Here is a 22715-nt window from a genome sequence, read left to right as displayed (position 1 = left end):
GTGATGCAGGGTATGAGCCGGGTGATGACCTATGACAGTCGGTCGCCGCAGTTGCTGGCCCAGGTGGTGGCCGCCGGGGGGCTGGCGGTCATTCCTACCGACACGGTCTATGGCATTGTCTGCGATCCATGCAATGACGCGGCCATCGATCGGCTCTTCCAGGCCAAGCACCGTCCCAGGACCAAGTCCATCCAGGTACTGCTGGATGGGGTCCAGGCCATGGACCGGCTGGATCTTAACCTGCCTGCGCCTCTTGATCGCCTGGCCGACGCACTGTTGCCGGGTCCCTTTTCGCCTATTGCCCTTGTGGGGAAGTCCTGCCCCCTGCGCACCCCTCGGATGGAACCCGATGGACCTACTCAGGCCGTCAGAGTGCCTGACTCGTCCATCTGTCGGGCACTCCTGCAGGTGACCGGCCCTTTGGCTGCTTCCAGTGCCAATCGATCGGGTAACCCAAGTGTGGAAACCGTCCAGCAGGCCAGAGCCGATCTGGGTGACAGCGTCGATCTCTACCTGGATGGGGGACCGACCCCTGGCTCAGTGGCCAGCACGGTGGTGGAAGCCGACAAGACTGATCCTGACGGAATACACGTGCTTCGGCAGGGCGTAATCGGTGAGGCTCGGGTTCGTGCAATACTGTCTAGTCGAAGCAGCAAAGGGGAGGGCCAGTGAGGGTATACCTGTTCATTGCTGCCATCGCTGGCGGAGCCACCTGGCTGGTCATGCCCATGGTTCGTCATCTCGCCATCCGGGTTGGTGCTGTAGGTGTGGTTCGCGCTCGCGACGTACATAAGGTTCCCACCCCCCGTATGGGCGGTCTGGGCATGCTGATCGGCTTTGCCGTGGCCATGTGTTTCGCCTCGCGCATCCCCTTCATCACGGGCCTCTTCCAGTCCGGCCATCAGGCCTGGGTCATTCTGGCCGGGGCCGTGGCCATCTGCCTGCTGGGCATAGCCGACGACCTCTGGGACCTGGATTGGATGCTCAAGCTGGCAGGCCAGCTACTGATTTCGGTCTTCGTCTCCTGGGGTGGCATCCAGATCATCTCCCTGCCTCTGGGATCCCTGGTGGCGGCCTCGCCCAGTCTGTCCATGGCCATCACGGCTTTCCTGATCGTGGCCTCCATCAACGCGGTCAACTTCGTGGACGGACTGGACGGCCTGGCTGCGGGCATCGTGGCCATCGGGGGCATCGCCTTCGCCATCTACTCCTATATCATCGCCCGCATCTCGCCCGACTATGCCTCCCTGGCCACGCTGATCGACGTGGCCATGGTGGGCATTTGCGTGGGGTTCCTCCTGCACAATTGGCATCCGGCCAAGCTCTTCATGGGCGACTCAGGATCCATGCTGCTGGGTTACTTGATCACCTGTGCCTCCATTGTGGTCACCGGACGGCTGGATCCAGCCACCATTCATGCCAGCATCTATCTGCCGGCCTTTATGCCCATTCTTTTGCCCATCCTGGTGCTCTTCCTGCCTGTTCTGGACATGTGCCTGGCCATTGTCCGGCGGCTCAGCCACGGGCAATCACCCATGCACCCCGACCGCATGCACCTGCACCACCGTATGCTGCGCATCGGTCACACCGTTCGTTCCGCGGTCCTGATCCTCTGGGGCTGGGCCGCCCTGATTGCCTTCGGCTCGCTCTTTATTCTTTTCTTCCCTCTGAGATATGTCTTGATCGGTCTGGCCCTGGCCGCCATACTGCTGACCTTCGCTACACTCTACCCCTACTATCGTCGCCGCCTTCCCGAAATCAGGCGTGAGAACGCTCTTCTCGCCGCCCAAGGTTCACAGCATGCGGCCAGACCGCACTGGCATCGCAAGAGCCGCCACGATAAAGATCAGGACAATTGATTCACCCAATGAAATAGTGCGGACACGGTGCAGTGAACGGTCAAGAAGCACTTGTAGCATGGTGCTATGGCTATGGAAAACCCACAAAGCGAACCCTCCTCCTACACTCAACTTCCCGACGCCTTCCAGAAAATCGGTCTGGCCTATGATGACGTCCTCCTGCTTCCCAACGAATCCGATGTCATCCCCTCCGAGGTAGATACCACCACCCGGCTGACTCGGAACATCACCATGAAGTCCCCGGTCCTCTCGGCTGCCATGGATACCGTCACCGAGGCCACCATGGCCGTGGCCATGGCCCGCAACGGCGGCATCGGCGTCCTTCACCGCAATCTCAGCATCGAAGATCAGGCCAATCAGGTCGACATCGTCAAGCGGTCCGAGTCCGGCATGATCTCCGACCCCCTAACCGTCACCCCGGATGCCACACTGACCGACCTGGACAAGCTCTGCTCCACCTACAAGGTCTCTGGTCTGCCTGTGGTGGATCGTCGGCAGCGGCTGGTGGGCATCATCACCAACCGCGACATGCGCTTCGTCAATCCTGCTGACTTCGACAGACTCAAGGTCAGCGACATCATGACCAAGGATCATCTGATCACCGGTCCGTCCAACATCACCAAGGAAGACGCCCACCAGCTTTTGGCCAAGTACAAGGTGGAGAAGCTTCCCCTGGTCGATAGCGAGGGCAAACTGACCGGGTTGATCACCGTCAAAGACTTCGTCAAGACCGAGCAGTACCCCGAGGCCACCAAGGATGAGCGCGGACGGCTGCGTGTGGCTGCTGCCGTGGGCTTCTTCGGTGATGCCTGGCAGCGCATCACTGCCCTGGCTGATGCCGGGGTCGATATTCTGGTCGTGGATACCGCCCATGGCCACGCCAAGCTCATGCTGGACATGATCCGTCGGATCAAGGCAGATCATGCCTTCGACCATGTGGATGTGATCGGCGGCAACGTGGCCACCCGTGAGGGTGCCCAGGCGCTGATCGATGCCGGCGTCGACGCGGTCAAGGTCGGTGTGGGCCCCGGTTCCATTTGCACCACCCGTGTGGTGGCCGGTGTGGGCGTGCCCCAACTGACCGCCGTCTACGATGCCGCGCTGGCCTGCCGTCCTGCCGGTATCCCTCTGGTGGCCGACGGCGGAATCCATTATTCGGGCGACATTGCCAAGGCCATCGTGGCAGGAGCCGATTCGGTCATGCTGGGTGGTCTGCTGGCAGGCACTGAGGAGGCTCCTGGCGAGAAGGTCCTCCTGCATGGCAAGCAGTACAAGGTCTATCGGGGTATGGGCTCACTGGGTGCCATGGCCCCGCGCGGCAAGAAGAGCTATTCCAAGGATCGCTACTTCCAGGCCGATGTGACCAGCTCCGACAAGGTGGTGCCCGAGGGTGTCGAGGGCGAGGTGCCCTACCGCGGTCCGCTCAACTATGTGCTCTACGAGCTGGTCGGCGGCCTGCACCAGACCATGTTCTATACCGGTGCCCGCACCATCCCGGAGCTGCAGCGCAAGGGCCGGTTCATTCGGATCACCGATGCCGGGCTGCGTGAATCGCATCCCCATGACATCGTCATGACCAAGGAAGCCCCCAACTACTCAGGCTTCCACAACTGAGCCTAGATAGGCAGGTGATCGGCGCAGGATCTCATCAGGACCTGCGCCGATTGCATATCTCATGTCAGTTGCGATCCGGTCGGCCGGACTGATGAACCCTCCGCCGGTCACGCGCTGGCGGTATCTTGTAATGTTCCGTCCAAGGCGGCGGAAGGAGCGATCCGGTGCGCACTCCGGATCTGAAAGGCGTACAGATGAGTGATACGAATGATCTGACTTTCACTGCGGAGGAATCCCGCATGATCTGGATAGACTGCGAGATGACCGGTCTGGATATCTTCCACGACGAGCTGTGCGAGGTCTCCGTGGTTCCCACTGACTTCAACATGAAGGTCCTGGACAAGGGCATCGACTTGGTCATCAAGCCCTCCCAGGCGGCCCTGGACCATATGGGGGACTTCGTCAGGAAGATGCATACCTCCTCGGGCCTGATCGAGGAGATGAAGACCGGCCTGGACCTACAGGAGGCCCAGCGTCAGGTGATCGAGTATGTCAAGCCCTTCCTGCCCAAGAACGGCAAGGCCCATCTGGCAGGCAACTCCGTGGGCTCCGACAAGAAGTTCCTCGACAGGTACATGCCTGATCTGATGGATCTTCTGCACTACCGGGTCATCGATGTGAGCACCCTCAAGGAGCTGTCCCGTCGCTGGTACCCGGACGTCTACAAGAACAAGCCGGCCAAGCATGGTGGCCACCGGGCCCTGGCTGACATCATCGAGTCCATGGACGAACTGCGCTACTACCGCTCCATGTTCTTTATTCCTGCCCCCGGCCCCGACCAGGCCCAGTCCAAGGCCGGAGCGGAACAGATCGAGCAGACCAGCCTGCTGCGCCATTACGAAGAGTCCGGCAACCCGGTCGAGGATGCCAACAAGCCTGAGAAGACCGACTACTGACAGGCGTGGCCATGTACCGCTGAGGTGGCACCATGGAGGCATGCAGCAATCCGAAGCCTTGACCATATTGAGTGCGGGAGCCAATGCCTTCATCACGGGCGCCCCCGGGTCAGGCAAGACCTTTGTGCTCAATGAGTTCGTCGACCAGGCTCGTCAGGCCGGGGCGGTCGTGGCGGTGACCGCCTCGACCGGCATCGCCGCTACGCACATCAACGGCCAGACCATCCACTCCTGGAGCGGAGTGGGCATCGCCACATGCATGACCGAATCGCTCCTGAAACGGATCAAGACCCGCCGCCGCAGGCAGATCGAGGGCACTGACATCCTGGTCATCGACGAGGTTTCCATGATGCACGCCTGGCTCTTCGACATGGTGGACCAGGCCTGCAGGGCCGTCCGTCACAGCCCGGAGCCTTTCGGAGGGATTCAGGTGGTCCTTTCGGGGGACTTCTTCCAGTTGCCGCCAGTGACCCGGTCCAACCGAGCTGCAGGAATACTGCCCAGCCCTGAATTCCAGGCTGCCCGGGAACGCTATGCCCAGGCCGGCAAGGATCCGGACGGGTTCGTCACTGAGTCATTGGTCTGGCAGGACCTGGACCCGGTCATCTGTTATCTGACCGAGCAGCACCGCCAGGACGATGGCCAGCTCTTGACCGTCCTGACTGACATCAGGGAGGGCGGCGTCACCCAGGAGGATCATGAGGTCCTAGCCACCCGTGTGGGCGCAGTGCCCGCTCCTGGCCAGGTGGCGGTCCACCTCTTCCCGGTCAACAAGCAGGCCGACATGCTCAACGACCAACGCCTGGCCTCCATTGACGAAGAGGCTCACCATTACCAGGCCACATCCCGGGGCGAGGCCAGACTGGTGGAGCGGCTGAAGAAGAACATGCTGGCCCCCGAGGATCTGGCCCTGAAGACCGGGGCCGCGGTCATGGCCTTGCGTAATGACCAGGATCATCAATATGTCAACGGCTCCATCGGCACCGTCACCGGATTCACCAGCTCGGCCAAGGGGGGATGGCCCATCGTCTCCTTCCTGAACGGCAACGTGGTCACCATGAAGCCGGCCGCCTGGGAGACCATGGATGGAGACACGGTCTTGGCCTCCGTCAATCAGGTTCCCCTTCGTTGCGCCTGGGGGATCACCATCCACAAGTCCCAGGGGATGACTCTGGACAGGGCAGTCATGGACTTGAGACGGACCTTCGCGCCAGGGATGGGCTACGTGGCTCTCTCTCGTGTGGAAAGTCTGGATGGGCTCTACCTGACGGGTATCAATGAGCATGCCTTCCTGGTTTCTCCCGATGCCGTCGTTCTGGATGCGGGTTTGAGGGCCGAGTCCAAGGCGGCCTGTGCCCGTCTGAAAGATGAAGGTCCAGAGTCCTTCACCAAGCGCGCAGTCGGTCAGGAACCAGAAGACGAATTCAGTCAGGACCAGCTTTTCTGAATGGTGGCCCTTATTGGTCTTGGCTTGGTGTGGTTATTAGGGTCGCTAGAGATGCCATGACAGGCGGACCATGTCTCTCAGGGTGATTCCGTTCTCGACAATGGGATGCGCGTAGCGATTGACAAAATAATCCCGTTCAATGCGGTCCATGCGAAACCCGCATGTCTGGTAGAAGCAAAGGGCTCCAAAGCTGGTGGATCCGGTCCCGACTTCCAGCCTTCTCAGACCCAGTCTGACGGTCTCCATCTTGGCTCGGTCTATTAATCTGCTTCCGATTCCCAGTCTGCGTAAAGGGCGGGCCACACTGATATTGGTAATTTCCAAGGTGTCCGTGTTCGGTCTGGCAAGCAGCATGACACCGGCCAGGGTTTGTCCCACTCGGATTTCGTAGGCGCAGGAATGGGCGAAAACGTCATGGATTATCCGTTCTGAGGGATCGGCCTCCAGGAGGAGCGTCATGTGCTCTGCATCGAGGGTGGTAAAGGTCTGGATGGTCACACCCGGCTCTGATGACATAGGTGCCCGCCTCGTCCTTGTAAATCAGAAAACCTGTTCGATATACAACCATCATATCTTGGCTGCCCTTATGAGGGAGGGATAGAGCTGGATAGATGCCAGATGTCAGGTTGCGGATTTACCTACCTTCACCTGTATGTGCCGTCTGGTTTCTGGTTCGGTTTTGCGAATTGTCATGCGTCATCCTCTATGGCTGCTTGTCCCTTTGCGCGCATATCTTTGGGAAGTATGAGAACCAAAGCCATGCGCATGTCAACCCTCTTTCTGCGGACCCTCAGGGAGGATCCGGCCGACGCCGATGTGGACTCGGCCAAACTCCTGCAGCGGGCCGGCTACGTCCGCAAGGTGGCCCCTGGCATTTTCACCTGGCTGCCACTGGGGCTGAAGGTCCTTGACAAGGTCCAGGCCGTGGTCCGGGAGGAGATCGACGGCATTGGCGCCCAGGAGGTCCACTTCCCGGCCCTGCTGCCGCGTGAACCCTACGAGGCCACCCACCGCTGGGAGGAGTACGGCGAAAACCTCTTCCGCCTCCAGGACAGGCACGGCGCCGACTACCTGCTGGCTCCAACCCACGAGGAAATGTTCACCCTTTTGGTCAAGGATATGTATTCCTCATACAAGGATCTGCCGGTGGTTCTGTACCAGATCCAAACCAAATACCGCGACGAGTTCCGTCCCCGTGCCGGGCTGATCAGGGGTCGTGAGTTCATCATGAAAGACGCTTACTCCTTCACCGTGGACGAGGAGGGGCTGAAGAAGGCCTACCAGGATGAGCGCGGCGCCTATGAGCGGATCTTCAAGCGTCTGGGTGTCAATTACGTAATCGTCCATGCGGTCTCCGGACCCATGGGAGGATCCGAGTCCGAGGAATTCCTGGCTCCGCTGCCCATAGGCGAGGACACTTTTGCTCTGGCTCCCTCGGGGAAGGCATGGAACGTGGAGGCGCTGACCACCCCGCGTCCTGATCCCCTCGACTATGCTGAAACTCCGGCTATGAAGGAGCTGGACACTCCAGATTCAACCACCATCGACACCCTGGTAGAGCGGTTCAACCAGCTGCATCCTCGTGAGGATGGCCGTGACTGGACCGCTGCCGATACTCTGAAGAACCTGATTGTGGCCGTCAAGCACCCTGCGGACGATGACCACCCCGAGGGCTGGCGTGAGCTGGTGGCCGTCGGCCTGCCGGGAGACCGTCAGGTGGACATGAAGCGCCTGGAAGCCCAGTTCGCTCCTGCCGAGATTGAGGAGGCCAGCGAGGCTGACCTTGCCACCCACCCCGAGCTGGTCAAGGGATACATCGGACCCCGTGTTCTGGGCCCTCAGCGTTCGGATACCGAGTCGGCCGCCCATATCCGCTACTTCCTCGATGCCCATGTGGCCCCTGGCTCAGCCTGGGTGACTGGTGCTGATGCCCAAGGCGTGCACCTGGCCAATGCGGTCTATGGGCGTGACTTCCAAGCCGACGGTGTAGTGGAAGCCGCCGAAGTCCGTCACGGGGATATGAGCCCTGACGGATCGGGGCCGCTCAGCTTTGAACGTGGTGTGGAGATCGGCCAGGTCTTCCAGCTCGGATTGAAATATTCTGACGCACTGGGTCTGAAGGTTCTGGACCGCAACGGCAAGGCTGTGCCGGTCTGGATGGGCTGCTACGGGATCGGCATCTCCCGCGTGCTGGCCTGCATTGCCGAGATGCATCACGATGACAAGGGTCTGGCATGGCCCAAGACTGTCGCCCCTGCCGCGGTCCATGTGGTGGCTACCGGCAAGAAGCAGGAGGCCTTCGATGCCGCCGAGAAACTGGTCGCCGATCTGGAGGAGCGTGGTGTGGAGGTCATCTACGACGACCGGCCCAAGGTATCTCCCGGGGTCAAGTTCAAGGATGCCGAGCTGATTGGGGTTCCCCTGGTCGCCATCGCTGGTCGCGACACCATTGCCAACGGCACTATCGAGATCCGCAACCGTGACGGTTCGGATGTGCAAGCGGTTCCTGCCGATCAGTCCGCTCAGGTGATCGTGGATCGGATCGCAGCTCTGCAGTAGGGTATGCCGCACTCATAGTTGTTTATCGCGACAATATAGAGGGGTGGGGTCTTGGTCACGTCATGATGTGCGCGACCAAGACCCCACCCCTTTGGTTGTATCGGTTTGGGCTCAGGGCTCTTTCCGTTCAGATGCGCAGCAGGATGGGCAGGTGGTCCTGGCGCTCGCCGGTGTCCACGGGTTCGCTGGTGTTGACCTGGTCAGCGATCCGATTAGAGGTCAGCCAGTAGTCGATGCGCCAGCCGGAATTATTAATCTTGCTCTTTGGTGCCCGTTGGGCGAACCAGGTGTAGACGCTGCGGTGGTCATCGTAGAAGCCGGCGGCATCGCCATGGATCTTGCGGAAGGTGTCGGTGAAGCCCGCATCCAGCAGAAGACTGAACTTCTCGCGCTCCTGGTCAGTGAAGCCGGCGGAATGGTGGTTGGATGCCGGGTTGGCGATGTCGATCTCCTCGTGGGCCACGTTGAAGTCGCCACAAGCCAGGACCGGCTTGCGGGCATCCAGCTCCTGCAGATAGCGACGGTAGCAATCGTCCCAGACGCCGCGTGGTTTGAGCCGAACCAGTCCCGATCCTGAATTAGGGGTGTAGACCGTGGTAATAAAGCAGTCCGGGAACTCCAGGGTGAGCATGCGGCCCTCGTCGTCCATGGTGTCCGGAGCGCCGATGCGGGGTCGGGTTACGGTAGGCTCCGGCAGGCTCTTGCGGTAGAGCATGAGCGTGCCTGCGTAGCCTGTGCGGGCCGGGGCCTCGGAGCGACGGTCCGCCTCCTGATAATCGGGAAAGTAGCGCATGAGCGCCTTAAGGATGCCTGCGGATTTCTTCTGGTCGCCGTTGAGTTTGGTCTCTTGGATGGCTACGACATCAGGATCCAGATCCCGGATGGTCTCCACCACCTTCAGGGAGAGGGCGCTGCGGCTGCTCTTGCCCAACAGGGCGGCGTTGAGCGAATCGATGTTCCAACTGACCAGCGTGTGAACCATGACTGCGGGTCCTTCCAAACCGTGCCGATATATCTGCTCTCACAGTTTAGCCCAGGACCAATGTTTCGATGCCCTTGCGCAGTGAAAGAGGCATTGCCAAACCAGCCATGGGCAGGGTTGTCCACCACGCGAAACAGACCGAGCCCATTCGACCACAATGACTGTTGGGTCGGGTGCGGGGACGTGCGCGGAGGCAGGATGGATTCACCGTTCGACGGAGGGTTCCTGGCCGGGGCCAGTCCCTTCCCCCGCTCCGATTATCCGCGCTCTGGCTAGGGATTCTCCGTCGGACGGCTTCACCGCCACGCAATGAGCAATAGACCGGCAGGTTTACAGCGCCGGATTCATGACATCGATAGAGAGGTTCCGATATGTCCATCAACGAAATAAAAACGACCGTCTTCGGCTTTATGGGAACCCAGCCAGCCCGTCTGGGACAGCCGGGAACCACACCAGTCTGCTCCTTCAGGCTTGGCTCTACGCCGGCCTATTACGATGCTGCGGCTGGGGTATGGAAACGAAAATCCACCACCTGGCTGACAGTCAAGGCTTTCAGGACTCTGGCGGTTAATGCTCTGGCCTGTCTGCACAAGGGCGATCCGGTCATGGTGACGGGATCCTTGGTTACGGAAGAGTGGACCAGCGACGGCCAGTCGCATAGCAGTCTGGTCTTAGTAGCGGATGGCATCGGTCACGACCTGGCCAGGGGACAGGATACCTTCACCAGGATTCGATCGGGTACTGCGCCCATCGATGAGGGGGCCGCCGGTGCGGATCCTTGGGCCACTCCGCTGACATCTTCACCCTCTGAAACCGCCCCAGCATCATCGGTACCATCTGTAGCCGAGCGGACATCAGCGGGGGCTTCCAATGCTGGATGAGCAAAGGTTGTTTCGGCCGAGCAAGACGAAGGCGGGAGGCCGGCTGTTTCCAGTCGACATCCCGCCTTGATCAACAGGCTGATTGAAACCGTCAACCGATGATTTCAATCAGAACAGGCTTACCAAATCTTGACCCTTGCCTCGGGTTCCAGCCACATGCCGTCGTCAGCGGTGACGCCGAAGGCCTGATAGAAGCGATCCACATTCCTGACGATGCCGTTGGTGCGGAATTCAGCCGGAGAGTGGGGATCAATCTGCAAATACTGTTCAGCCAGCTGATCCCTGTTCTTGGTCCTCCAGATGGAGGCATAGGACAGGAAGAACCGCTGCAGGCCGGTGTAGCCGTCCATGACCGGAGCCGAGGCCAGCGCCTGGTCCATGGCCGCATCGTCTGTCCCTGCTGTGCCGCCCTGCCGCTTCTGCAAGGAGAGGGCGTAGGCCTTGATGGCGATGTTGACGCCTCCCAGGTCTCCGATGTTCTCGCCGATGGTCAGCGCCCCATTGACATGAGGTGCCTGCTCGGGCTTGTCGGCGTACTTCTCGGCAAGTTGTTGGGGCACGAACCCGTTGTACTGCTCGATGAGCGCCTTGGTCCGCTGCTCGAAGTTCTCACGGTCCTGCGGGGTCCACCAGTCCTGCAGACGTCCGTCGCCGTCGTACTTGGAGCCCTGGTCGTCGAATCCATGGCCGATCTCGTGGCCGATGACCGACCCGATGCCTCCGTAGTTGACGGCATCGTCAGCTTCGGGGTTGAAGAAAGGCGGCTGCAGAATAGCTGCGGGGAAGACGATGACGTTCAGGGTGGGCTCGTAGTAGGCGTTGACCGTCTGAGGGTTCATCAGCCACTCTTCCTTGTCAACAGGCTGACCGGCCTTGCCGAACTGGTAGCCGGACTCGTAGAGGTTGGCCCGCCGCACGTTGTCGACCAGACCCAGCTTTTCGTCCACAGCCAGGGCCGTATAGTCGCGCCAGCGCTCGGTGTAGCCGATTTTGGGCGAGAATTTGTCCAGCTTGGCCAGAGCCTTGACCTTGGTCTGTTCACCCAGCCAGTCACTGGATGTGATGGAGACCCGGTAGGCATCAATCAGGTCTGAGACCAATGCCTCCATACGGGCCTTGCTGGAGGCAGGGAAGTGCCGGCGTACATATTCGCGTCCGACATCTTCGCCGCAAATGCCGTTGACAAGGGAGACGGCTCGCTTCCAGCGGTCCCGCATCTTGGTCGTGCCTGAAAGGATCTTGCCGTAGAAGTCGAACCTGGCCTGATCGAAGTCGCTGCTGAGCAGACCTGCCCACTCGATCAGTGTGTGCACGCGGGCCCAGAGTTTCAGATCCTCCAGGTCGCTGGTCTTCCATAGTTCGTTCAACCCCTGCAGGAAGGAGGGCTCATGCACGATGGTCCTGGACAGGGCCGTGCTCAGATCGACCGGCTGCATATTGGCGACAGGGCTGGCTGCATATGCCTCCTGCCAGGATTCGATCCAGGTGTGCAGATCGAAATCGGCGAGCGTTGACTCCAGGTCAGCCAGGGTGGTGGGATTGTAGGTGCGATCCTCATCTCGTGTGGATACGTTGTCCCAGTGGCGTGCCGCTATGCGCTTCTCGACCTCAAGGAAAGACTCCGCCTGCCTATGGGCATCCTCCTGGTCGTCGGCGTAGCCGGAGAGCCTGAGCAATGAGGCGACCATGTCGGTGTAGGCCTGGCGGACTGGTGCGTAGCTCTTCTCCCGGTAGTAGGCCTCGTCGGGGAGTCCCAGCCCGGCCTGCTCCATATGAGCCACGTTGACGCCGGCGTTGCCTGGATCGCCATAGATGGCGATACCGAACAGATCGGGGCCGCCAGTGGGATTGAGTCGGCCGAGCAGGCTGGTCAGTGCCTTCTTGTCGGGCACAGCATCAATGGCCTGCAGGTCGGGGCGGATGGGTTCCATTCCCGCAGCCTCGATGGCATCGGTGTCCAGGAAGCTGCGATAGAGCAGGGCCGATTTGACGGCCGGGGATTCCGGATCCTCAAGGATTTCATGGATCTGTGCCTCGGCATCCTCGGCAAGCTTGTCGAAGGAGCCGAACCGGGAGCGGTCCTCAGGTAGACTGTAGGTGTCGATCCAGGGGCCGTTGACAAAGCGAAAGAGGTCGTCTTGTGGCCGAATGACCGAAGAGAAGGAGGCCGGATCGAGTCCGGAGGAGGTCGTGGATTCAATAGATTGTGCCATGCCACAAGCCTAGCCATCTTTGGTGACATGCCATGCCCTGTGGTCACCGGAGATCGGCGGACCGGCGAATCATCCGCCGAAGGGAAAAGCCGCGATTGCCTCCGTTGGTGATTTACACTTGAAAGACGGTAACGGTGCGGGCCATAGGCTGCCCTGAGCGAGAGAAAGAGGACGGTATGACGGATCCCATGCAGGGCGGTCAGTCCAACCAGTACGGTGGTCAGGATTCTGGGCAAAATGGCGGCCAATACCAGAATAATTATGGTCAGTATGGGCAGTACCCCGGCTATCAGGGGCGCCCGCCACGGATGGATCCTTTCTCCATGATTGCCGAGGATCTGGGATTCAGAACCCTGAGGGCCATCCGCGTCATCATGGGCGTCATGGGCGTGATTGGAGTCATCCTGGGCCTGGCTCTTCTGCTCAGGCCGGACAAGACCCTGATCGCCGTGACTGTGGTGCTGGGCATCTACTTCATCATCTCCGGCGTGGTTCGTCTGGCCACCTCCATCGTGACCAGGGGACTTCCCGGTGGCTGGAGGGTGCTGGGCGTCCTCTTTGGCGCACTGATCGCCGTCGGCGGCATTGTGATCGTCAGGAACACGGCCCTGTCCGCTTCAGCGCTGACCCTGCTGGTCACCATCATCGTGGGCATCAGCTGGATCATGGAGGGCGTGATGAGTCTGGCCGCCTCCTGGGGGCTCCCGCATTCAGGCTGGGCCATTTTCTCGGGCATCGTCTCCATCATTGCCGGGATCATCGTCATGGTCTACCCGTTGAGCTCCGTCGTCTTCCTGGTTATTTTCAGCGGGTGCGCTCTTCTGGTGCTGGGAGTCGTCTCTATTATCAGGGCCTTCACCTTCGGCCGGAACTGAGAGCCGGACTCGTCCGCCTGACCCGATAATACTGAGAGGTAGTACTTGGGCAGGACCCCAAAGGATGGCACCTGCGGGCACCAATCATGAAAGGACGCAGAGGATGATCGAGCTCAAAACCAAGCAGGAGATCGAACAGATGAAGCCGGCGGGTAGGTTTGTCGGCAGCATCCTCAAGGAGCTCAAGGCCATGAGCAAACCTGGGGTCAACCTCTTGGAGCTGGATGACTACGTCAAGGACAGGATCAACTCCCGCAAGGGAGCCACCTCCTGTTACGTGGATTATGCGCCTGATTTCGGCACCGGGCCCTTCGCCCACTACATCTGCCTATCCGTCAACGATGCCGTTCTGCATGGGGTGCCTTATGACTACAACCTTAAGGACGGCGACCTGCTTTCCCTGGATTTGGCCATCAACGTGGACGGATGGGTGGGCGACTCAGCCATTAGCTTCGTGGTGGGCGAGCATGCCGATCCAGAGGATCTGCGGCTGATTCGGACCACTGAAGAGGCTTTGAAAGCGGGCATCGCCCAGGCTCAGCCTGGCAACCGCCTGGGTGACATCTCCGCTGCAGTCGGTCAGGTTGCCCACGAAAACGGATACAGCGTCAACCTGGAGTTCGGCGGCCACGGGGTAGGGCGGATCATGCATGGCGATCCCCATGTGCCCAACGATGGCACTCCTCATCACGGTTACAAGCTGCGCCCCGGTCTGGTCATCGCCATTGAGCCTTGGTTCCTGGCGACCACCGATCAGATTTATCAGGATCCCAAGGATGGATGGACTCTGCGTTCTGCAGATGGATCGCGCGGTGCCCACAGTGAGCACACCATTGCCATTACCGAGCAGGGACCTGTCATTTTGACGACCAGGGACTGAGTCGAGGGCTGCCAGGACTATATAAGGGATCGAGGAATGTCCACAATGTGGATGTTCCTCGATCCCTTGTTTGATGCCGTCCTTTCTTCCATGGAATTGTTACCTGCAGGCTGGTGCGGGAAGGCAGACGGCCCTGCCTTAGGCTCGCAGGTCGTGACCAGGGACGGACGGATTCCTGCTTGCGGTTACAAGCCGGTAATCGAAGTCGTGATTGTTTCTGTTAGCATGTCGGCAATTCCACGCCGGTACAGGTGCCGGTAGCCTGATCTGGCATGGCCGTCGACTCTCACTGGCACCTCACTGGTTGATTGACAGGAGGTGCGTGGTGTCTACAGCACGGTTGTCCATCGGTTCCGACCAGGTTGATCTGCCATTGGTTCGCGCCACCGAGGGGCCCGACGGCATTCTGGTCTCCTCCCTGCGCAATGACGGCTGGGTCACGCTCGATCCCGGCTTCCAGACCACAGCTCAGTGCGTTTCAGGAATAACCTTCATTGACGGCAAGCGGTCCATACTGCGCTACAGGGGCTATGCCATAGAGGACTTGTGCGCCCAGTCCAATTTCCTCGAAGTGGCCTGGCTGCTGTCCCATGGCGAACTGCCTGATGCCGAGCAGTACCAGCAGTTCCGCAGCCATGTCCTGGGTTACACGGTCGTAGGGGAGGACTTCCGCCATCTGCTCTCATCCTTCCCCCGCCAGGCTCATCCCATGAGTGTGCTGGCCGCGGCGGTTAACGCACTTGCAGGCTTTCACCCGGACACCTGCAATGTTGATGATCCTGATCAGCTGGAGGAGGCCAGTGCCATCATCATGGCCAAGGTGCGCACTATCGTCTCTTTGATCCACCGTCGTCGCCGCGACCAGCCCCTGCTCTACCCGGACAGGACCTGGGGCTATGTGGAGGACTTCCTGCGGATGAGCTTCGCCATGCCCTACCAGCCCTATCAGGCCGATCCTCTCAAGGTGCAGGCCTTGGACAAACTCCTGATCATCCATGCCGACCATGAACAGAACTGCTCCACCTCAGTGGTTCGGATTGCCGGATCGGCCAGGGCCAATCTGTATTCTGCGGTGGCAGCTGGCATCAATACCCTCTCAGGCCCCTTGCACGGCGGTGCCAACGAGGCCGTGCTGCGTCAGTTGAAGAACATTCGGGATTCCGGTCTGGGCGTACGAGGCTATGTGGACCAGGCCAAGAGCGAGGGGCGGAAAATTGCAGGTCTGGGCCACCGGGTCTATAAGTCCTATGACCCGCGCGCGGCAATAGCCAAGCAGTGGCTATACAAGCTCATGGACGAGCCCGACCAGAATAGGAATGCTGAGGATGCAGAACTCTTCGACGTGGCCCTGGAGCTGGAGAATCTGGCCCTGCATGACGACTACTTCGTCGAGCGGCACCTCTATCCCAACGTGGATTTTTACACCGGGCTTATCTACCGCGCCATCGGCTTCGACCCGGAGATGTTCACCACGCTCTTCGCCTTGGGTCGTATCCCCGGATGGATCGCCCAGTACCGGGAGATGCTGGACGATCCTGACACGAAAATAGGTCGACCCAGGCAGGTCTATACCGGTCAGGGGCCACGCGACTACCTGCCTATAGAAGAGCGCTGAGTCCTATGTCCGCCTGGGTTCAGTTGGCGTGCAGCCGCTCGTTCAGCTCGATCCCCTTCTTGCGGGGCAGGGCTCTGACCTGGCCCGTGCGGGAGTCGCGGATGAAGAGCAGATGATCCCTTCCGCTGAGTTCTGCCCCCTTGACCTCCTGGTCGCCCAGGCCGATCTTGGTACCGGCGGTGACATAGAGTCCGGCTTCAACCACGCAGTCGTCGCCTAGGGAGATGCCGATGCCGGCGTTGGCTCCCAGCAAGGAGTGCTGACCAATGGAGACCCGGTGGCGGCCTCCGCCGGACAGGGTGCCCATGATGGAGGCTCCGCCACCGATGTCCGAACCGTCGCCGACTACGACTCCCTGGGAGATCCGTCCTTCGACCATGGAGTGGCCCAGAGTTCCAGCGTTGAAGTTGACGAAGCCCTCATGCATGACCGTCGTTCCCGGAGCCAGATGGGCGCCGAGCCGAATCCGGTCGGCGTTGCCGATGCGGACCCCTTCGGGAACCACGTAATCCACCATGCGGGGGAACTTGTCCACGCTCAGCACCGTTACCTGTGTCACCGGGATGCCCGGCATGGACCGGCTGGCTGCAGTCATGACCGCTGACCTGCGCAGGGCGAAGTCCTCCACGGCGAAGGGTCCGTAGTTGGTCCAGACCACCGTGTTGAGCTGTTCGAAGATCCCGTCCAGGTTCATGCTGTTGGGAGGGGTCAGGCGCATGCTGAGCAGATGAAGCCGCAGATAGGCGTCGGCTGCATTGGCTATCGGGCCATCCAAATCGGCCACAGTGAAGACCGCAACCTTTCGGATGCCGCGGGCGTCGGGCTGGTTGTTGACTTGGTCGCCAAAGTCGTGGTTGGGACGGTTCGCCGGGGTCGGCGGTGTCGAGATCTCGGCCTTGGGATACCAGACGTCCAGGGTACGGCCCTGCTCATCCTGGCTGGCCAGGCCCCAACCCCATGCGGTGCGTGCTGTGCTCATCGTTCCTCCTTCTGGCTGTGCATTCATGTTGACATAGGTTGTCTTACAGGATAAACCGGCCGACGCTCAAACACAGACGGTCCGTCCGACAGTCGGCTCTGGGTGGTCGCCAGCCAGGTCGCAGCCGATAGGTAAAATTATCAACCATGAGTGCCTACAGTCATGAGCGTGAGCGCCGGGAGCGTCGGCGCCGCAATATAGCCAGGGCGGTCTGCCTGGTCATTGCCGTGGCTTTGCTGGCCAGTCTTATCATCCCCGCCATTTTCAGCGGCCTTTGACCTGATCCGTCCGGTCGGCGGGAATCCGGCCGTCACAGGCACAGGCAAATGGCAATGAAGACGGCGGCCGACTCGTATGGAGCCGGTCTGGAAAGCGGTGAGACGGTATGGCAGAGATGGATTTTGCTCAAGCATTGGAGCAGGCCAAGGCCAAGTACGAGATGATCTCCAAGGCGCTGGACCCGGAGGGTTTGCGCTCGCGGATTGCGGATCTGGAGCGTCAGGCCAGTGCGCCCGGACTCTGGAATGATCAGGAGAATGCTCAGAAGGTGACCAGCAGGCTCTCAGCCCTGCAATCCCAGCTCAAGCATCTGGAGTCCGCATCCTCCCGGCTGGAGGATGTCCAGGCTCTGGAGGAGTTGGGCCAGGAGGAGCATGACCAGGACACCCTGGTGGAGGCCCGCAAGGAGATCGACTCGTTGAGGTCCGACCTGGCTGACATGGAGATCCAGACCCTGCTGGACGGGGAGTACGACGAGCGCGCCGCCGTGGTCACCATTCGTTCTGGTGCCGGTGGGGTGGACGCGGCCGACTGGGCCCAGATGCTCCTGCGTATGTACATGAGGTGGGCTGAGCGGCACGGCTTCTCCACCAAGGTCATGGACACCTCCTACGCAGAGGAGGCCGGCATCAAGTCGGCCACCTTCCAGGTGGATGCCCCCTATGCTTACGGTCGGCTGTCTGTGGAGGGCGGCACCCATCGTCTGGTGAGGATCTCGCCCTTTGACAACCAGGGCAGGCGGCAGACTTCTTTCGCTGCTGTCGAGGTCATCCCTCTGGTGGAACCCACTGACCACATCGACATCCCCGACTCGGATATCCGAGTGGACACCTACTGCTCTTCCGGTCCCGGTGGTCAGGGCGTCAACACCACCTATTCGGCCGTGCGTATTACCCATTTGCCTACCAACATTGTGGTCACCATGCAGGATGAGCGCAGCCAGATCCAGAACCGTGCGGCTGCTATGGCCGTTTTGCAGTCCCGACTACTGGTTCTGCGGCACGAAGAGGAGGCCAAGAAGAAAAAGGAGCTGGCCGGCGACATCAAGGCCAGCTGGGGGGATCAGATGCGCTCATATGTGCTGCATCCCTACCAGATGGTCAAGGATCTGCGTACCGGATACGAGACCTCGGATACCCAGGGCGTTTTCGACGGCAACATCGATGCCTTCATAGAGGCCGGTATCCGTTGGCGGCATCAGCAGCGGGTTCAGGCCCGTGAGGAGGAAGCCAGCAAATAAACCTGTGCTCGGCCTCATCCGGGTCGGTGTTTCATGAGTGTGTAGTGTCGGTCTTGTTGATAGCCTCTGTAGGGGAATACCGAGGAACGGAGAGTCAATGGCGTTGATTTCGCTCAAGGACGTGACCAAGATCTACCCCAAGGGGTCCCGTCCCGCCTTGGATGACATCAGCCTGGATGTCGATCGTGGGGATTTTGTCTTCCTTGTGGGCGCCAGCGGGTCGGGCAAGACCACCCTGCTCCGCCTGCTTCTGCGTGAGGAAGAGGCCACCGAGGGGGAGATTCGCGTGGCCGGCAACGACCTGCGACGTCTGCGCAATCGTGAAATTCCCGGATATCGGCGCTCCATTGGCTTTGTGTTCCAGGATTACAAGCTGCTCAATAACAAGACCGTATGGCAGAACGTGGCCTTCACGCTGGAAGTCATCGGCGCTCGTCGGTCCACCATCAAAACCCTGGTTCCTCAGGTGCTCAAGACCGTGGGGCTGACGGGCAAGGAGCAAAACTACCCCCATGAGCTTTCCGGCGGCGAGGCTCAAAGGGTGGCTTTGGCCCGCGCCTACGTCAATAACCCGGAAATCCTGCTGGCTGACGAGCCCACTGGCAATCTTGATCCCACAACCTCCCTGGGCATTATGGAGGTTCTGGACGCCATCAACAGGACCGGCACCACCGTGGTCATGGCCACCCACAACGAGGAGATCGTCAACTCCATGCGCAAGCGGGTGGTGGAGCTGCATACGGGCCGGATCATGCGCGACGAGGCCCACGGCTCCTACGATTCTTCGCGCTTCTTCCCCGATGCCGAGGTTGCGGCGCGTGCTCATCATGCCATCGGGGATCCCGCTGACGGCGATGCCCTGGATCGTGCTCGTGAGGTTGGAGTTGGAGGGCGCCGTCCGGTGCAGGTTGTCGTCCAGGATGGGAATAGTCCGGCTACCGAACCCATCGCGGATGGAACCAAGGGAGCCAAGCAGGTGGTTCAGGCGGCGGCACAGGCCGTCGACCAGGGCCAGTATGGCGACGAGGGAATCGCACGGCTGGCCAAGTCCATGCATTCGGGGAGAACAGGACGTTATGGGCAGGTCTTCACCTCGGTGGAGGACACCCTGACCTGGGGGAAGGGCCTGGGCAGCCTTGAGTCTGCGCAGGAAGATTCCAGTCAGCATGAAGGCGCCTCTGCGGGGCAGTCCGAGGGGAAGAGCGACTCTGACCCTGACGAACGGTTCCGCAGACCTGCGCCGGTGTCGCAGGGCAGCCAGGATTCACCCGGTCAGTCGCATGAAGGTTCCAGTGACAAAGACCAGGGCAAGGCAGGAACCGATCGGGCCGAATCCGGGAATCGTCCCCAGGCAGAACCAGCAGAACCTGCAGCCTCCCGGAAATCTCGGAAGTCCGCTCGTGGTTCGGATGCTGCGCGGCCCAAGTCGACCCCAGAAAGCAGGTCCCAGGATCGGCGGCCCGAAGATTCGAGCAGTCATGAGCAGGATAGGAAACCAGGTAGTGACCGCAAGGGTCTCGCTCATGATGATCGCAATCATGACCGCGATCAAAGGGGCTCCAAGCAAGACGACAAGGTCAAGGACCGCCAACCGTTGAAGGAAACCTCCGATAAGGCTGCTGATCGTGAACAACAGTTCAAGAGGCCCGATCAGCCTCCGCAGCCCGATGTTTCCAGCTCATCCGAACCGACCGGCAAATCCGGTCAGGCTACGGCTCAAATGAAGCAGGACGACGCGCAATCCTCAAAGCAAGCCCCCAGCAAGAGCAGGACCAGCAAAAAGGACTCGACCAGCGAAATCGATCATGATGTCGAGTCTCACGATGCCGAGTCCATGGGAGTCCCGCCGGCCCCGCCCGCTCCCCCCGAAGCTCCCAAGGCGACCAGGAAGTCCCGACAAAAGAGCGACGCACAGGCTCGGGATGAGCATCATGACAAGAAGAAGGCGGCACGATGAGACTGCGGTTCATCCTTTCCAGCACCTGGGACAACCTGCGGCGCAACGGGTCCATGATCCTCTCGGTCATGCTGGTCACTTTCATCTCCTTCCTCTTCATCGGCGCATCGGGCCTTATGCAGGCGCAGATCAGCAAGGCCAAGGGGGACTGGTACGACCAAGTAGAGGTGGTGGTCTGGCTGTGCCCGGACGGCGCCAGCCAGGCGGCATCCTGCGCGACCGGCAAGGCGCCCACCAACGACGAGATCGTCAAGCTGGAGAACACCATCAATACCGAGCTGCGCGACTCTGTGGCAAAAATCACCTACCAGAGCCGGGAGGACTTTTTCAAGAACACCTTCCTCAAGCAGTACCCCAACGGCACATACGAGGGAAGGACCATGACCGCAGCGGACATGCAGGCCTCCCTGCGTCTCAAACTCAAGGATCCAACCAAGTATCAGGTGGTCTCCGAGGTGCTGTCAGGACGCGACGGCGTAGAGGAGGTGTCCGACCAGCGTCAGATATTCGACCCGGTCTTCAAGATCCTCAACAGGGCTACGGCAGTCACCTTGGTTCTGGCCGTCGTCATGGTGATCGTGGCCATCCTGCTGACTGGCACCACCATCAGGATGAGTGCCGCCTCGCGTCGCAACGAGACCGAGATCATGAGACTGGTGGGAGCCTCCAACTGGACCATACGACTGCCCTTCATCCTGGAGGGCGTGGTGGCATCCTTGCTGGGATCTCTTCTGGCTGTCGGCGCTCTTAGCGCCATCGTCAAACTTTTTATCACGGATTGGCTGGCCCGGACGGTCCAGTGGATGCCCTACGTGGATCAGTCCACGGTCCTGCTCATGGCACCGGCGCTGATCCTGGGGGCCATGCTCTTGTCCGCATTGGCCTCTTCCATCTCCCTGCGGCGGTATCTGCGGACCTGATCCGCGGCGACGGGCCGATTGATCTTATGGGTACGAACTCTGCCATAATGATGACTAGCATGGATAAGTGATAGTGAGGACTTGACCATGAATCGTACGAAACACTTGGAAGCCATCTGCGGCCTGGTGGGGTCGTTGGCCATGATGCTGGGCGGTGGGATCCTGGGGTTGACAGTGGCCCCCGCACCGGCCCGGGCCGATTGGAGTAGCTATCAGCAGAAGGTACAGAGCCATGAGGCTCTGAAGAGCAAGTTGGCGGGTGTCAACAGCGAGCTGGCCAACCAGATTCTCAGTCTCAGCGATCTGACTGCCAACCAGATCCCGGCGGCTCAGCAGAGTGCCGTCGAAGCTCAGCAGCAGGCCGAGCAGGCCGACAGTTTGGTTCAGGCCACCAATGACCGACTGCAGGCGGCCCGCAAAGATCGTGCCGACCTGGAGGCCAAGATCCGTCAGACCGGCATCGACTATGACGACGCCAAGGCCGGTGTGGCGCAGATGGCGAGAAAGAGTTTCCATGGCTCTGAGGCTTCCCAGGTCATGGACGTGGTGACCAAGTCCTCCAGCACCAAGGACTTTGTGGACAAGATGCAGTCCGATGCAGCCGTGACCCGATCCGAGGCCAACACGGCCAATGATGCCGCCAACACCCTCAATTCGTCCATGAATCGCAAGCAGCGTCTCGAGGCCATTGAGGAGCAGATCAGCACCTTGAAGGCCAAGGCCGACCAGCAGCAGGCGGCGGCACAGCAGGCGGCAGCTGCGGCGCAGGCCAAGCAGGACAGTCTGCAGGCCTTGCGCGACCAGGGAACCGCAGCACGCAAGCAGCTGGAGGGGCAGAAGGCTGCCCTGACCACCCAGTCAGCCCGTGAGGCCGCGGATATCGTGGCCACCGAGTCTATGATCGATTCCCTCAACACGGGCAATGCCGGCGGCGGGGCCGATCCCCATGCCGGTGGCGCCCAGCAGGTCGGCGGTGGCGGCCCTGCACCATCACCGGCTCCGCGTCCTTCCCCGCCGAGCAATGGAGGCGGTGGAGGTGCCTCCGGTATGAATTACGGGGTACCTGGCAGCTGTCCTGAGGGCTCTGGGTTCTGCTACGGCCATCCTACCGGCAACTCGGTGGGCGGCAGTGCTTACCCCGCCCGTCAGTGCACGCTCTGGGCATACATCCGCCGCTCGCAGCTGTCCCTGCCTGTGGGATCCTATATGGGTAACGGAGCTGACTGGGCCAACACTGCACGTAGTCTGGGCTACCTGGTCAACAACACCCCGCACGTCGGAGCCGCCATGGTCTTTGCCCGTGGCCAGCGGGTCGGTTACTGGAACGCCGACTGGACCTATGGCCATGTGGCCGTGGTCGAGCGGGTCAATGGGGACGGGTCTGTGCTCATCTCCGAAGGAGGCACAGGATTTGCCTCCTTCCCTGCCTATGAGACGGTTTACGGGGCTGGCAACTACCAGTACATTCATTACTGACATCGAAGCGGACCAGGTCCGCCACCTGGGACGCCACTCCTAG

The 22715-nt window shown here is 60.6% G+C and carries 19 protein-coding genes and 1 pseudogene; 15 read left to right on the top strand and 5 right to left on the bottom strand.

Annotated elements, in window-relative coordinates:
• Window positions 1-24: 24 nt before the first annotated feature.
• From P273_RS0101155 to P273_RS0101135, 5 genes are all read left to right on the top strand, one after another.
• Window positions 25-672, top strand: coding sequence for an L-threonylcarbamoyladenylate synthase (locus P273_RS0101155; protein WP_253269547.1), 648 nt, complete (start codon window positions 25-27; stop codon window positions 670-672).
• Window positions 669-1859, top strand: a complete 1191-nt coding sequence (locus tag P273_RS0101150; protein WP_024626691.1) for an MraY family glycosyltransferase — start codon at window positions 669-671, stop codon at window positions 1857-1859. Before P273_RS0101155 ends, P273_RS0101150 begins: the two co-directional genes overlap by 4 nt.
• Before the next feature lie 66 nt (window positions 1860-1925).
• The gene (gene guaB / locus P273_RS0101145) at window positions 1926-3473 is read left to right on the top strand and encodes an IMP dehydrogenase (protein WP_024626690.1); all 1548 of its coding nucleotides are present in this window, start codon (window positions 1926-1928) and stop codon (window positions 3471-3473) included.
• Window positions 3474-3667: 194 nt separating this feature from the next.
• Complete coding sequence (gene orn / locus P273_RS0101140) at window positions 3668-4369, top strand: oligoribonuclease (protein WP_024626689.1); 702 nt, start codon at window positions 3668-3670, stop codon at window positions 4367-4369.
• Window positions 4370-4409: 40 nt separating this feature from the next.
• Window positions 4410-5816, top strand: a complete 1407-nt coding sequence (locus tag P273_RS0101135; RefSeq protein ID WP_024626688.1) for a PIF1 family DEAD/DEAH box helicase — start codon at window positions 4410-4412, stop codon at window positions 5814-5816.
• A 45-nt stretch (window positions 5817-5861) separates the two neighbouring features.
• On the opposite strand, the gene P273_RS0101130 is transcribed toward P273_RS0101135, so the two are convergent.
• A complete protein-coding gene (locus P273_RS0101130; RefSeq protein ID WP_051354078.1) occupies window positions 5862-6332 on the bottom strand; it encodes an N-acetyltransferase in 471 nt (156 codons plus the stop codon).
• A 228-nt stretch (window positions 6333-6560) separates the two neighbouring features.
• On the opposite strand from P273_RS0101130, the gene P273_RS0101125 reads away from it, so the two are divergent.
• Window positions 6561-8375, top strand: coding sequence for a proline--tRNA ligase (locus P273_RS0101125; protein WP_024626686.1), 1815 nt, complete (start codon window positions 6561-6563; stop codon window positions 8373-8375).
• Window positions 8376-8502: 127 nt separating this feature from the next.
• Here the strand turns inward: P273_RS0101125 and P273_RS0101120 are convergent, their stop codons facing one another.
• Window positions 8503-9357, bottom strand: a complete 855-nt coding sequence (locus P273_RS0101120; RefSeq protein ID WP_024626685.1) for an exodeoxyribonuclease III — start codon at window positions 9355-9357, stop codon at window positions 8503-8505.
• 371 nt (window positions 9358-9728) lie between these two features.
• On the opposite strand from P273_RS0101120, the gene P273_RS0101115 reads away from it, so the two are divergent.
• Complete coding sequence (locus tag P273_RS0101115; RefSeq protein WP_024626684.1) at window positions 9729-10238, top strand: single-stranded DNA-binding protein; 510 nt, start codon at window positions 9729-9731, stop codon at window positions 10236-10238.
• Between the two features lie 119 nt (window positions 10239-10357).
• Here the strand turns inward: P273_RS0101115 and P273_RS0101110 are convergent, their stop codons facing one another.
• Window positions 10358-12451: a M13 family metallopeptidase gene (locus P273_RS0101110; RefSeq protein WP_024626683.1), complete on the bottom strand. Its 2094-nt coding sequence runs from the start codon at window positions 12449-12451 to the stop codon at window positions 10358-10360.
• A gap of 176 nt (window positions 12452-12627) precedes the next feature.
• Between P273_RS0101110 and P273_RS0101105 the strand changes: the two genes are divergently transcribed.
• The 3 genes from P273_RS0101105 to P273_RS0101095 all read left to right on the top strand — a co-directional run bounded on the left by P273_RS0101105 (window position 12628) and on the right by P273_RS0101095 (window position 15821).
• Window positions 12628-13326, top strand: coding sequence for an HdeD family acid-resistance protein (locus tag P273_RS0101105; RefSeq protein ID WP_024626682.1), 699 nt, complete (start codon window positions 12628-12630; stop codon window positions 13324-13326).
• 103 nt (window positions 13327-13429) lie between these two features.
• On the top strand, window positions 13430-14206 hold the full coding sequence (gene map, locus P273_RS0101100) for a type I methionyl aminopeptidase (RefSeq protein WP_024626681.1): 777 nt from the start codon (window positions 13430-13432) through the stop codon (window positions 14204-14206).
• A gap of 325 nt (window positions 14207-14531) precedes the next feature.
• Window positions 14532-15821, top strand: coding sequence for a citrate synthase (locus tag P273_RS0101095; protein ID WP_051354077.1), 1290 nt, complete (start codon window positions 14532-14534; stop codon window positions 15819-15821).
• Between the two features lie 19 nt (window positions 15822-15840).
• On the opposite strand, the gene dapD is transcribed toward P273_RS0101095, so the two are convergent.
• Window positions 15841-16800: a 2,3,4,5-tetrahydropyridine-2,6-dicarboxylate N-succinyltransferase gene (dapD, locus tag P273_RS0101090; protein WP_024626679.1), complete on the bottom strand. Its 960-nt coding sequence runs from the start codon at window positions 16798-16800 to the stop codon at window positions 15841-15843.
• Window positions 16801-16946: 146 nt separating this feature from the next.
• On the opposite strand from dapD, the gene P273_RS10195 reads away from it, so the two are divergent.
• The 3 genes and pseudogenes from P273_RS10195 to ftsE all read left to right on the top strand — a co-directional run.
• The gene (locus P273_RS10195; protein ID WP_259465285.1) at window positions 16947-17078 is read left to right on the top strand and encodes a hypothetical protein; all 132 of its coding nucleotides are present in this window, start codon (window positions 16947-16949) and stop codon (window positions 17076-17078) included.
• Between the two features lie 107 nt (window positions 17079-17185).
• Window positions 17186-18319, top strand: coding sequence for a peptide chain release factor 2 (gene prfB / locus P273_RS0101085; protein WP_024626678.1), 1134 nt, complete (start codon window positions 17186-17188; stop codon window positions 18317-18319).
• Between the two features lie 97 nt (window positions 18320-18416).
• A pseudogene (gene ftsE, locus P273_RS09935) lies at window positions 18417-19460 on the top strand (cell division ATP-binding protein FtsE); the annotation flags it as partial.
• Between the two features lie 677 nt (window positions 19461-20137).
• On the opposite strand, the gene P273_RS10225 reads toward ftsE, so the two are convergent.
• The gene (locus P273_RS10225; protein ID WP_367379019.1) at window positions 20138-20197 is read right to left on the bottom strand and encodes a hypothetical protein; all 60 of its coding nucleotides are present in this window, start codon (window positions 20195-20197) and stop codon (window positions 20138-20140) included.
• Between the two features lie 75 nt (window positions 20198-20272).
• Here P273_RS10225 and ftsX point away from each other — a divergent pair, with 75 nt between their 5' ends.
• Both ftsX and P273_RS0101070 read left to right on the top strand, forming a co-directional pair.
• The gene (gene ftsX, locus P273_RS0101075) at window positions 20273-21196 is read left to right on the top strand and encodes a permease-like cell division protein FtsX (RefSeq protein WP_024626676.1); all 924 of its coding nucleotides are present in this window, start codon (window positions 20273-20275) and stop codon (window positions 21194-21196) included.
• A gap of 87 nt (window positions 21197-21283) precedes the next feature.
• Complete coding sequence (locus tag P273_RS0101070; RefSeq protein ID WP_024626675.1) at window positions 21284-22672, top strand: CHAP domain-containing protein; 1389 nt, start codon at window positions 21284-21286, stop codon at window positions 22670-22672.
• Window positions 22673-22715: the final 43 nt, after the last annotated feature.

Origin of the sequence: Bifidobacterium sp. A11 (assembly GCF_000499185.1) — a bacterium.
Classification (GTDB): Bacteria; Actinomycetota; Actinomycetes; order Actinomycetales; family Bifidobacteriaceae; genus Bombiscardovia; species Bombiscardovia mizhiensis.
The sequence above is the reverse complement of the archived record's forward strand: the minus strand, read 5'-3'. Positions and strand labels throughout refer to the sequence as shown.